Genomic DNA, 12283 nt, shown 5'->3' on the forward strand with positions numbered 1-12283 from the left:
TTTGCCTCATTGATGAGATCGCCCACCCTTACATCATCGAACTGCCGCATTTTCGAGGTCCAGCTTTCGCCTGCAGCTGGAGCGAAGGATGCTGGTAGGTCGCGCACGCCAAATTTCCCAGCTTCGACCACCTGCCCGGGGCGTAGCAATCTCGGTTTGCTGGTAACATCGTGTCCAACAACATGGTCGGCTCGCGCGACGTCCACCGATCCGCGCAGGAGGCGGACGAAATATGTTTGGTCCGAGCGGAAGCCGACATCAAAAACTGTTCCGTGAGCGGTCACGATGGCATCGCCGACAGAAACGATAAACGGCCTCTTATCATGGGCCACTTCGAACCGAGCCTTGCCCTGCTCGAGGCGGAGCGACCTTGAACTTGGCGTAAATCGCATCGACACGATGCTGTCCGTGTCGAGTGTAATCTCTGATCCGTCTGCAAGCTGAAGCTTACGGATCTGTCCGACCCTGCTTGCGAATTCGGCGGTATGATGCCCAGCGTCGGCGACGATTGCGGGTCCGTTCTTTTGGCCCTTATTGCCAGCTGGCATCCAGACGATGGCAGAGAAGGAAAGCAGGATCACAGCGACCGCCGCAGCAAGAGCCACCGCATGTCGGGAGTGCGTCGGCGCAGCGTCTGCTTCGGCTTTGGTCGGCGACACCAGCGACTTTCCTATGCTGTAGACTTCCGCGATCCGCGCGTAGGCAATTCGGTGGTCTGGATCTGCGGCAAGCCATGCCTTGAATTCCTGGTCGCGGTTTTGGGCATCTGGACCCTGCATCGCGGCGAACCAGGATGCGGCTTCTTCGCGCATGGCGGAGCGCTTCTCTTGTTCATCGAGCATGTCAGTCGTCCAGAGCTTGTGCGATACGCGCCAGTGCGCGGCCCAGATGATATTGAACGGTAGGGACCGCGATTCTAAGCTTTTCACCGATTTCTCGATAGGTCAGATTCTCTACCCGATGCATGAGGAAGACTTGCCGGGTCTGGTCGGGGAGACCATCGACGGCCGCCTTGTAGAGACGCATGACATCCTGCCTTTCGATTCCGAAGCTTTGCTCCGGGGCAGCGCCGATTTCGGGTAGTTCATCCAGCGTCGGCCCTATGGTCGCGGCCGCACGTCTCGCACTGCGCATTCGATCCACGAGAAGATTGCGGGCTATGCGTTGCAGATAGGACGCTGGATGAACGAGTATCTTCGTACGCATATGGGCTGCAAGCCTGGCAAATGCTTCCTGCATGAGATCGTTGGCGTCCTCGTCATCCCGCATGCGTTGCTTGAAATAGCGGATGAGGCCCGGAGCTTCTGTGCTGTAAGTATCACTTAGAATCGCCGTGTATGCGCTGTCTTTTGCGACAGATAGGGAGCCGCCTGGATGCTTGTCGGGCATAGGAAGCGGTTGAGCGCGATCCGTCTGGGATCGATTGATGGGGAGAGGACGTAACACGCGAGCTTGGCCAACAGGCCGACAGAATCGGTCCCGAGAATCCCGGGGGCGATTGAGCTAGGTGTGTCTCAAGCGATGGCGGGCCGTCGCTCCGACCGCCCCAAAAATCAGAGGGGCGTCAGTTATGCCTGACAGGATAATCCTACAGCGGGGCCGTCAGCAAAATCCCCCCTGCCGACCTATGATGCCGCGGCCCAGTCTGCAGATCAAGAGGTCAAGACGAATAGTTATTCCTGATGGGTACGCTGGGCCGTGGTACTGCTGAGCGTTGATCCTGCATTGCTTCGATTCTCTCGAGCATGATCCAGGCTGGGCCGAAGCGCTGGCGGTCGAACGGCAGCATGGCGCGAACACGAGCGACTTTATTGCAGAAAGAGTAAGAACGCTGGCGCTGGCGGGTGATCAGGCCGGTGTTGCGCGGTGGCTCGACGTTGCGACGCGCTTGGACCAGCTTCTCGATGCGGGCACCATGGCGCATTGAAGGAGGGCAGCTATCTGATCATGTTCCGGCCCGTCAGTTTCTCAGCGAGCGTACGGAAGGTGATCGACCAGCGGGTCTCTCCCATTTCGGCTATGCTATGTTCCCATTGGTACCGCGCTTCGCCATGAAGGTGATAGACCGAACGCGGCGCGAGCGGAATGGTGACGCGATCGAACCCGCTGGCGTTGCGCCGCCGAAAACGCAAGGGGGCCGACACGCCCAGCGAAATGCCGACGACATGGTCGAAGACCGGGCGATCACGGTGCCAGCCTATGCCGGCACCAAGATCGTAGCGGATGAGGAGCGCCTGGGCTAGGCTGGCGGGCTCAAGGCCGACAAAGACAGCGGCTTTTGCACGCACAGGTAGCAGCCAATCCGGCATGGGATCTGTAGGTCCGAAGCGTGCGTCGTCGAAGTCGTAGCGCCAGCCATAGGAACTGGTCAGGCGCTTGCCGAGCCAACCCTGGAAACGAAACGGCTCGAGCGCGGATGCGTCGATCCCGTCGATCAGCCTCAACTCTTCATCGCGGGAGATAAGGTCTTCCCGATAGGACAAGCCCGGGATTTTCGGAGTCTCAAACAGGTCGGGGAACAGGCTGGCCATCAACGTCTAGATTGGGAGCCTGCGCGCACAAGGCAATCGCATAGCTGATTTTTTGATGGATAGCGCGGTCCGTAAAGCGTTCGATCAATTCGAGTCTGTTTTGGGCACTGACCGGATTCCGACACTGATTTTATGTTGTTTGGCAAATGGGGTAGGTGCGGTGCGGCTTGGAAAACTGTAATCATCAGTGAGCCGCCATGAAGTTCGAGCCATTTTAGTAGGCTGGGCCGTGCAGATCCCACCCATTTGATTAAGAGAGGGGCAAGTGTGCTTCGTAAAATCCGACCCTTTGTCGCCGTTCAGCTGCCAATTTCTTGTTCCTAGGTGCGGTCCTTCCGCTAATCGACAGGTCGCGACCACTTCCGGGCGTACAGGAGTCCGATGGCCAACGACAGGTTCAGGGAAAACCCGCCATTCAAAGCGAGTGCGTGCGGTTGGCGCGCTCTGGCCGTGCCAATGGCAATGGTGGCGCGGGATGCAGTAATCGTTGATTAAATCCCAGCTCCAAGCGTTATTGGCTTTTCCGTTCACTTCAGTTAGGCGAGGGATTGAGAGGCGGACAAGTTCGGCTTTCATTGATCGCGCCGGTGCCCCCAAAAGGGGCTTAATCGGGAATGTGGTGCGGAAGCTTGCTTCCAAATCCGCGGCTGTCTCTGCAACTGTAAGCGGATAGCGCGATGTACATGGCTCCTCTTTGAAGGGGCAGCCACTGGGCCGGACGCTAAATCATGCGAGGTCTGGGAAGGCGTGCATCAAGCTGTGACCCGTGAGCCAGGAGACCTGCCGGCGTCTGGTCGCTCTTGCCTTGGTCCAGAGGATGGCTGCGGCACGGTGAACTCCGTCTGAGCGACGAATGAGCGGCTGGGGCCGCATCGGAGACGTGCGTCGGCCGCCCATGGCGTCCGGCCGCCGCGCGGCTCGCCCGTTCGCGCGGGTATGCCCCGGCCACGTCGCAAGACGCCGGAGGACTATTTCGTGATCAAGACCATTACTACCAGCAGCGCACTTGCGCTGATCTGTATGGGAACGCCAGCCTTTGCCGAACCCTTTGAGAAGGGATCGCAAACAAGCGCGGACGCGGTCGAGGCGGGCAACGACATCGTGGTTTTCGGTCGTGGTGAGGCCATGATCGGCACTGCCAGATCAGCCAGCGAGGGAAGCGTCGGAGGGGCCGATGTCCTCGTGCGGCCACTTCTCCGCGTGGCGGAACTGCTGGAAGCGGTGCCCGGGCTGGTTGCAGCCCAGCATTCGGGGAGCGGCAAAGCCAACCAGTATTTCCTGCGCGGTTTCAACCTCGACCATGGGTCTGACTTCACCACCTATATCGATGAACTGCAGATGAACTTTCGCACACACGGACACGGTCACGGCTATCTCGACCTCAACGGCCTCATTCCGGAGATCGTGGGCCGGGAGGATTTTCGTAAAGGGCCCTATCGCGCCGACGGCGGTGATTTCGCTCTGGCGGGAGCAGCCTATATGATGACCATCAAGGGTTACCACCGGCCGTGGGCATCGGCCGAGGCTGGTTCATATGGTTGGCGCCGCGTCGCCGTAGGCGGAACAGTGCACGACGTGGGCGTGGGAGATCTCACGCTTGTCGCTCAGGCCAAGACCTACGACGGACCGTGGCAGGAAACTGAACGTCTTCGCCATTACTCGGGTTTCGCGAAATATAGCATGCCGAGCGGTGCGGGCACATTGGAGGCATCTCTCCATGCCTACCGGGCGACATGGCACCCTACCGAGCAAATCCCGGAGCGCATTATCGGCACGGCGTTGTGTGCGGATGTGTTCTGCTCTCCAGATCCTTCCGCGCGGGGTGAGACGACGCGCCAGGTGGCTAACATCGCGGTCAAGCAACCGACATGGCGCGCCAATGTCTATGCCCAGTTTTACGACTGGTCGATGTTGTCGAACCCCACTTACACCGATCCGGATGGCACAAGCGCGCAGATCAAGCAGTTCGACCGGCATTGGGTACTAGGGCTGTCCGCTCAAAAAAATTGGGAAATCGCTGACAGTCTGGCTGTGAGCCTTGGCACCGAAAACAGATACGATGCCATCGGGAATGTTGGTGTCGATCGAACGGCTGTCCGCACATTTCTTGAATCTCTCGGGCACTATCAGGTCGGGGAATTGTCTTCCGCGCTCTACGGCGAAGTCGCTTGGAAACTCTTGGCTGGACTGCGTGTGACAGGTGGTCTTCGCGGGGACTATTATCACTATTCCGTGCGTGCACGAGATGTGGTTGCGGCGTCGCTGGGAGAAGGCAGTGGCTCGGCGTCGATTCTCTCACCTAAGGTCTCGATCGCCTATCAGGTTACGCCGCAACTTGAACTCTACGCCAACTGGGTCCGTGGATTCCATTCCAACGACGTTCGGGGTGCGGTAAACAGGGGCACGCCTGTTCCGGTTCTCGTTCGCGGCATCGGCAAGGAACTGGGGGGACGCCTTCAATTCTCCGGGGTCACGTTAACCGCGACTTACTGGTGGCTGCATGTCGGCAGCGAGCTTCGTTTCATTGGCGATTCCAATGCTGTTGAACGTCGGGTGCCAGTGGGTGTCATGGCTATGAAATCGTCGCCTTCTGGCGGCCGTTCCCGTGGCTTGCGCTTGATGGAAACTATACTGCCAGCCATGCCCGCTTCGACAATGGCGATCACATCCCTAATGCATTTGAGAACGCGGCTTCAGCCGGTGCCGCCATCATTCTTGATCCCTGGGAAGCCAGCATTCGGGTGCGCCACCTCGGACCTTCTCCGCTTGTCGAGGACAACAGTGTCCGGGATCGGGGCAGCACCGTCATGAATGCCCGCGCCGCGTGGACGGGCAAGAAGGTCGAGATATTTGGAGAAGTGCTGAACATCTTCGACAGCCGGGACAAGGACATCGCCTATTATTACGAGTCCTACATCCCCGCCTTTGATGCAGGTGCTCCGGTGGAAGGCCGGTTGAGTCGTGTGGTCGAGCCTCGAACCGTGAGGATTGGCGCAAAGGTCAATTTCTAGCGAAATCCCTTGATGGGCGGCGCTGCAGCACGTCTGCTGCGCCATCCTCCGTTTGTACATTCCTTAATCGCCGAGCCAATCATGCCCCTCACGAAGACACTGCCATCCCTGTCTCTGCGCCTACGAATTGGTGCCTTGTTTGCCGGATTGATCGCCGCCAACATTGGCGTCTGGGTCTGGGCATTCAGCCTGTTTCATGCGCAGCCGTTAATGCTCGGCACCGCTGTGCTTGCCTGGGGGCTTGGCCTGCGCCATGCGGTCGATGCCGATCATATTGCGGCCATCGACAATGTGACGCGCAAACTGATGCAGGATGGTCAGCGCCCGGTTTCGGCCGGCTTCTGGTTTGCGATCGGGCATTCCGGGATCATTGCCATAGCATCGATCATCATTGCGGTGACGGCCAGCGCGCTGTCGCAGTTCGGCGCCTTCAAGGAAATCGGCGGCGTGATTGCAACCGTGATTTCCGCGCTTTTCCTGTTCACGATCGCCGGCATGAACCTGGTCATCCTGCGCTCTGTCTGGCGGACCTTTGCGCATGTTCGTGCAGGCGGCAGCTATGTCGAGGACGATCTTGATCTGTTATTGGGTGGGCGCGGTCTGCTTTCCAGACTGTTCAGGCCGATGTTCCGCCTTGTGAACAAAAGCTGGCATATGGCCCCGCTGGGGTTTCTGTTCGGGCTTGGGTTCGATACCGCAACCGAAGTTGCCATTCTGGGCATGTCGGCCAGCCAGGCCGCCGATGGCCTGTCGATCGGGACAATCCTGGTCCTGCCCGCCCTGTTCGCGGTCGGTATGGCCCTCATCGATACGGCGGACGGCGTGGTGATGCTGGGCGCTTATGAATGGGCCTTCGTGAAGCCGATCCGCAAGCTCTACTACAACATCACAATCACCCTGATCTCGGCCATCGTGGCGATTGTCATTGGTGGAATCGAAACGCTGGCCCTGATTGGCGACAAACTGGCCCTTACGGGTGCCCCATGGCGGATCGCCATTGAATTGGGCGAAAATTTCAATGGTCTGGGCTTCGCCATCATCGGACTTTTCGTGTTCTGTTGGCTGGCGAGTTACGCGATCTATCGCTGGAAGCGGTTCGATGAGATCGAGGTTTCTGTCGTTACCTGATCGTCCATCGTTGCATGAAGCAACATCATCAATTGGCTTGGCTCCGATCTTCGTCTAGGGCGCATGGCGAAGGACGGGTTGATTCCGCCCTTCGATGATCGCGCCGGTGCCCTCGCAAGGGGCTTAATCGGGAATGCGGTGCGGGGGCTTGCTCCCAAATCCGTGGCTGTCCCTGCAACTGTAAGCGGATAGCGCGATGCATATGCTCCTGAACTCAGGGGCGGCCACTGGACAGCGCGCAAGCGCCAAGTCTGGGAAGGCGTGCATCAAGCTGTGACCCGCGAGCCAGGAGACCTGCCGGCGCACCGGTCGCTCTTGCCTGATCCAGGGGATGGTCACGGCACGGTAACTCTCCGTCTGAGCGACGAAGCTGTGTGGCTGGGGCTGCACGGTCGCGTGGTAACGGGTGCTTTGTCGCGCTCGCCCGTCGTCGCGCGCCGACCGGACTTGTCCGGCAAGCCCCGCCGTTTGTCGCTCTGGCGCGCGGAGGAATTGCTTGTGGCCGACCTGTCAAAGGTGCCTGTCACCATCATCACGGGCTTTCTGGGCGCGGGGAAAACCACGCTTATCAGCCACCTGATCCGCAATGCGGGCGGCCGCAGGCTGGCGGTGGTGGTCAACGAATTCGGTACGCTGGGTGTGGATGGCGACATTCTTGCATCCTGCGCCATTCCAGACTGCCCGGCGGAAAACATCGTCGAACTGGCCAATGGCTGCATCTGCTGCACCGTGGCGGACGATTTCATTCCTACGGTCGAGAAGCTCCTCGCGCTTGATCCCCGCCCGGATCACATCCTGATCGAGACATCGGGTCTGGCGTTGCCAAAGCCGCTGCTCAAGGCGTTTGACTGGCCAGCGATCCGCAGCCGGATCACCGTGGACGGCGTGCTGGCGCTGGCCGATGCCGAGGCGGTTGCGGCAGGCCGGTTTGCGCCCGATGTGGCCGCGCTTGACGCCCAGCGCGCCGCCGATCCGAGCATCGATCACGAAACGCCGCTGTCCGAAGTGTTCGAGGACCAGCTTGCCTGCGCCGATATGATCCTGCTGACCAAGGTTGATCTGGCCGGACCCGAAGGCGTTGCCGCCGCACGCGCGATCATCGCGGCAGAGCTTGGCCGCCCGGTGCCGGTGATCGAACTGACCGAAGGCGTGGTCGATCCGCGCGTGATTCTGGGGCTTGATGCCGCCGCCGAGGACGACATCGCCGCGCGCCCATCGCACCATGATGGGGATGATGATCACGAACACGATGATTTTGACAGCGCCGTTATCGAATGGGGCGAAATTGCCGATCCGGCGGCCCTTGTCGCGCGGATCGAAACGCTGGCGCGCGATCACCATATCCTGCGCGTGAAGGGCTATGCCGCCGTTGCGGGCAAGCCGATGCGGCTGCTGGTGCAGGCGGTAGGCGCGCGGGTGCGCCACCAGTACGACCGTCCGTGGCGGCCTGACGAGCCGCGCCGCACCACGCTGGTCGCCATTGCTGAGCACGATCATGTCGATCCAGACGCCATTCGCGCGGTGCTGCTGGCGTAAGGCGCAGGCGATGCACGTCATTTTCCGCGAAACGCACGGGATGGAGGAAACCGCCGTCCCGCAGGATCTGGGGCAAGAGCCTGCGGATCTTGTGGTCCTGTCCTTTTCGGACAGCGATCTGGGGGCGTTCGCGGCGGCATGGCATCAGGCCCGTGCAGACGATGCGACATTTCCTTCGCTGCGGCTCGCCAATCTGGCAGCGCTTATGCACCCGCTATCGGTCGACACCTATGTCGAGCGGACGCTGTCAGGTGCGAAGGCGATCCTGATCCGGCTGATTGGCGGTACGCCCTATTGGAGTTACGGGCTGGAACGAGTGGAGGCTCTGGCCCGGTCGCGAGGCATCGCGCTGGCCGTGCTGCCCGGCGACGGCTGGGAGGACGGGCGGCTGGATGCAGTTTCGACCGTCCCCGTGCCTGCTTTGAGAAGCCTTGCGCAATTGTGCGATGCCGGCGGTGCAGGGGCGGCGCAGGCGGCGCTTGTTGCGCTTTCACGGCTGGCAGGGCTGATCGATACCCCTCCCCAAAATTGCGAGCCGCTGCCTATGGCGGGAGGTTGGCATCCCGACCGGGGCGTCGTCGATCCTGAATCCTTTGCGCGCAATCCCGGACGACCGCTGGTCCTGATCATCTTCTATCGTTCTTACCTGACCGCCCACGATCTGGACCCGTTTGCCGCCCTGCATGCCGCGTTCGACCGGCACGGCTTTGACGCACTGTCGATCTTCGTCCCCTCGCTGAAAGCCCCGCAGGTGCGCGATCAGGTGGACCGCTGGGTGCGCGGCCTTGGCCCGGCGGCGATCATCAACGCCACCGCCTTTTCCGCGCGTGGCGAAGACGGCGATACCCCGCTCGATGGCGCGGGCGTTCCCGTGTTCCAACTGGCGCTGGCCACGTCGGGCCGCACCGGCTGGGCAGCGGCTTCGCGCGGGCTGTCCCCCGCAGACCTCGCCATGCACGTGGTCTTGCCCGAAATTGACGGCCGGGTCTTTGCCGGGGTCGCCAGCTTCAAGGAAGCGGGTGCGCGCGATCCCGCACTAGGTTTTGCCCGCACCGTCCACCGCGCCGATCCCGACCGGATCGAGGCGATCACTGCGCGCGTGGCAGGCTGGATCGCCCTTTCGCAAAGGCCGGTTGCCGATCGGCGGGTTGCGCTGATCCTGTCGACTTATCCCGGCAAGGCATACCAGATGGCCCACGCCGTGGGGCTGGATGCGCTCGCCTCAGCCGAGGCGACCCTGGCCGATCTGGCCGAGGCGGGATATGCCACGGATGGCCAGACCGATCTGGGCGCGCGCCTTGAAAGCGAACATCAGCATTGGCCGCTGGCCGCGTATCGCAAGGCGCAGGCGGCATTGCCCGAGACCTTGCGCGCTGATCTTCATGCCGCGTGGGGCGAACCGGAAGCCGATGTGGCAGTCGCTGACGGCGCGTTCCGTTTTGCCGCGCTGTCCATCGGCAGCGCGCTGGTCGCCTTGCAGCCCGAACGCGGCGAGCGCGTCCATCGAGACGGGGACTATCACGATCTGTCCCGCTGCCCGCGCCATGGCTATGTTGCGTTCTATCTGTGGCTGCGCGAACGGGGCAGCGACGCGCTGGTCCACATCGGCGCGCATGGCACGCTGGAATGGCTGCCGGGCAAATCGGTCGCGCTGTCTGGCGCTTGCTGGCCCGAGGCGCTGATCGGCGCGATGCCGGTGATCTATCCGTTCATCGTCAACGACCCCGGAGAAGCTGCGCAGGCCAAACGCCGGATCGGTGCGGTTACTATCGGACACGTTCCGCCGCCACTGGTGCAAACTAAAAGCGGCGCGGGGCTGGCCCGGATCGAGGCGCTGCTGGATGAATTCTCCAACGCTTACGGGCTGGACCCGGCCCGCCGCGACCGCCTGCAAGCGAGCATCCGCGACGAAGCGCGCGTGCTGGGGCTGGAGGCGGAACTGGGCCTTGATGGCGCGGCCACGCTGGTTGAGGCGATCACCCGGATCGATCGCTTCGTTTGCGATGTAAAGGACAGCCAGTTCGGTGACGGGCTGCATGTGTTCGGGCGGGGCGATCAGGGCGCAGCCGAGCGGGCCGGATTGCTGACGGCGCTGGACGGACGGCGCGTTCCGCCCGGTCCCTCCGGCTCCCCGTTTCGCGGGCGCAGCGATGTGCTGCCGACCGGGCGAAACCTTTATGCAATAGACCCGCGGGCGGTGCCTTCACGCGCGGCCCACGCGCAAGGCGTGACACTGGCAGAGGAACTTATCCGGCGGCATTTGCAGGATCATGGCGATTATCCGCGCGGGCTGGTGGTCGATCTGTGGGGATCGGCCACGATGCGCACGGCGGGCGAGGAATTCGCCATGGCGCTGCACCTGCTCGGCGCAAAACCGCTGTGGGACATGACATCCGAACGGGTGGCGGGCGTTGAGATTCTGCCGCTGGCGCTGCTGGACCGGCCGCGCATCGACGTGACACTGCGGGTTTCAGGCCTGTTCCGCGATGCCTTCCCGGCGCTGCCCATGTTGTTCGGACAGGCGGTGCGAGCGCTGTGTTTGCGGGACGAACCGGCGGACTGGAACCCCTTTGCGGGGCAGGCGCCGGCCCCGCGAGTCTATGGACCGGCGCCGGGGAGTTATGGCCTTGGCCTTGGCGATGCGGCCGAGGTCTATACCGATGCGGCGCGACGCTCGGCCGGAGAGGCATGGCTGGCGGCATCGGATCATGCGTTTGACGCAACCTCCGATGCGATCGGGGGCACGCCCGATCCTGAGGGCCTGCGTCGGCGCGTCGAAGCGGCAGACGCCTTTGTTCATCTTCAGGACTTGCCGGAAACCGATCTGCTGCTGGCCGCGGACTCTGCCGCGCATGAGGCGGGCTTTGCCGCTGCCAAGGCGCTGACAGGCGGGACGGCAGCGCTCTATCACCTCGATAGTCGCGACCCGCTGAAGCCGGCCGCGCGCACCCTGACCGAAGAGATCGCCCGCGTGGTCCGTGCCCGTGCCGCCCATCCCGACTGGGTTGCAGGCATGATGCGGCATGGTTTTCGCGGGGGCGCGGAACTGGCCGCGACGCTGGATCATATGGGCGCCTTTGCGCACCTTTCAGGTAGCGTGCCGCCGCATCTGTTCGATCTCTATCACGATGCGACGCTGGGCCAAGCCGATGTTCGCGCGTTTCTTGTGCGCGAGAATCCCGGCGCGCTGGCGGCGATGGAAGCCCGCTTTGCAGCGCTCCATGCCGCCGGGCTGTGGCAGACCCGGCGCAATTCCATCCTCGCCAGCCTGCCCAGCCATGAGGACCGGACATGACCGGGCCTATGGTGAGGGGTTGGTGCCCCGATGCGTGGCACCCGATGATCGCGGGCGACGGGTTGCTGATGCGGGTAAAGCCGCGGCTTGGCCGCCTGACCCGCGCGCAAGTGCTGGGCCTGTGCGATGCCGCCATCGCGCATGGCAATGCCCTGATCGACATCACCGCCCGCGCCAATCTCCAGCTTCGTGGGGTGCGCGATACCGGCTGGCAGGCGCTGCTCGACCGGTTGCTGACGCTCGATCTGGTGGACGGTGACCCCGTCATCGAACAGCGACGCAACATTCTGGTCGCGCCGGATTGGCGGGTCGGTGATGACAGCCATCGCATTGCGGGCGCGTTGCTGACCCGGCTGGATGAGTTGCCCGATCTTCCGGGCAAGATGGGCTTCGTTATCGATGCTGGTCGGGCCTGCGCCCTGCACGGCGAGGTGGGCGATTTCCGCATCGAGCGCGACGAAAAAGGCGGCCTGATCCTGCGCGCCGATGGCCATCCGGGCGGTGTTGCAGTTGTCGCAGGTCAGGAAGTGGACGCCCTGATCGCGCTGGCACACTGGTTTTCTGCCAGCGGTGGCGCGGAAGCGGGGCGCATGGCCCGGCACACGGTTGCCCTGCCCGAATGGGCCTGTGGCGACATTCTGCCCGCGCCGTCGGCTGCTCGCATCGCGCCCGGCATCCATGATCTGGGCTGGGCTTATGGCCTGCCGTTCGGCCGGATAGAGGCGCCGATACTGGCTGGTGTGATGGAGGGATCGTCTGCCGGGGGGGTGCGGATTAGCCCG

8 protein-coding genes, 1 pseudogene and 2 riboswitches are annotated in these 12283 nt (G+C 62.4%); of the genes and pseudogenes, 6 read left to right on the forward strand and 3 right to left on the reverse strand.

Features of this window, described 5'->3' with window-relative positions; genetic code table 11:
• Together IL54_RS22285 and IL54_RS12645 are read right to left on the reverse strand one after the other, a co-directional pair.
• A partial coding sequence (locus IL54_RS22285; RefSeq protein ID WP_193378848.1) for a FecR family protein occupies positions 1 to 842 on the reverse strand: 842 nt, incomplete at its 3' end.
• Position 843: 1 nt separating this feature from the next.
• Positions 844 to 1389, reverse strand: a complete 546-nt coding sequence (locus tag IL54_RS12645; RefSeq protein ID WP_076605507.1) for an RNA polymerase sigma factor — start codon at positions 1387 to 1389, stop codon at positions 844 to 846.
• Positions 1390 to 1714: 325 nt separating this feature from the next.
• Here IL54_RS12645 and IL54_RS12650 point away from each other — a divergent pair, with 325 nt between their 5' ends.
• The gene (locus tag IL54_RS12650) at positions 1715 to 1927 is read left to right on the forward strand and encodes a DUF6961 family protein (protein WP_037476111.1); all 213 of its coding nucleotides are present in this window, start codon (positions 1715 to 1717) and stop codon (positions 1925 to 1927) included.
• Between the two features lie 10 nt (positions 1928 to 1937).
• Here IL54_RS12650 and IL54_RS12655 read toward each other — a convergent pair whose 3' ends face one another.
• Complete coding sequence (locus IL54_RS12655; protein WP_037476113.1) at positions 1938 to 2531, reverse strand: alpha-ketoglutarate-dependent dioxygenase AlkB; 594 nt, start codon at positions 2529 to 2531, stop codon at positions 1938 to 1940.
• A gap of 568 nt (positions 2532 to 3099) precedes the next feature.
• Positions 3100 to 3333: riboswitch (cobalamin riboswitch) on the forward strand.
• A 218-nt stretch (positions 3334 to 3551) separates the two neighbouring features.
• On the opposite strand from IL54_RS12655, the pseudogene IL54_RS12660 reads away from it, so the two are divergent.
• The 5 genes and pseudogenes from IL54_RS12660 to IL54_RS12680 form a co-directional block, all read left to right on the forward strand.
• Positions 3552 to 5542 (forward strand): annotated as a pseudogene (locus tag IL54_RS12660) (TonB-dependent receptor).
• Positions 5543 to 5623: 81 nt separating this feature from the next.
• Positions 5624 to 6670 carry a HoxN/HupN/NixA family nickel/cobalt transporter gene (locus IL54_RS12665; protein ID WP_052027683.1) on the forward strand — a complete coding sequence of 349 codons (1047 nt, stop codon included), beginning with the start codon at positions 5624 to 5626 and terminating at the stop codon, positions 6668 to 6670.
• A gap of 87 nt (positions 6671 to 6757) precedes the next feature.
• A riboswitch (cobalamin riboswitch) is annotated at positions 6758 to 6986 on the forward strand.
• 182 nt (positions 6987 to 7168) lie between these two features.
• On the forward strand, positions 7169 to 8206 hold the full coding sequence (gene cobW / locus IL54_RS12670; protein WP_037478584.1) for a cobalamin biosynthesis protein CobW: 1038 nt from the start codon (positions 7169 to 7171) through the stop codon (positions 8204 to 8206).
• 10 nt (positions 8207 to 8216) lie between these two features.
• Positions 8217 to 11501 carry a cobaltochelatase subunit CobN gene (gene cobN / locus IL54_RS12675; RefSeq protein WP_037478587.1) on the forward strand — a complete coding sequence of 1095 codons (3285 nt, stop codon included), beginning with the start codon at positions 8217 to 8219 and terminating at the stop codon, positions 11499 to 11501.
• A partial coding sequence (locus IL54_RS12680; protein WP_037478590.1) for a cobalamin biosynthesis protein CobG occupies positions 11498 to 12283 on the forward strand: 786 nt, incomplete at its 3' end. The genes cobN and IL54_RS12680, both read left to right, overlap by 4 nt.

The sequence above is a fragment of the Sphingobium sp. ba1 genome (genome assembly GCF_000743655.1).
Taxonomy (GTDB): Bacteria; Pseudomonadota; Alphaproteobacteria; order Sphingomonadales; family Sphingomonadaceae; genus Sphingobium.

What these genes read in the sequence shown, in the direction of transcription:
- IL54_RS12645 (WP_076605507.1), bottom strand. Translation starts at nt 1,389, where the DNA reads ATGCCCGACAAGCATCCAGGCGGCTCCCTATCTGTCGCAAAAGACAGC.
- IL54_RS12655 (WP_037476113.1), bottom strand. Translation starts at nt 2,531, where the DNA reads ATGGCCAGCCTGTTCCCCGACCTGTTTGAGACTCCGAAAATCCCGGGC.
- IL54_RS12665 (WP_052027683.1), top strand. Translation starts at nt 5,624, where the DNA reads ATGCCCCTCACGAAGACACTGCCATCCCTGTCTCTGCGCCTACGAATT.
- cobN (WP_037478587.1), top strand. Translation starts at nt 8,217, where the DNA reads ATGCACGTCATTTTCCGCGAAACGCACGGGATGGAGGAAACCGCCGTC.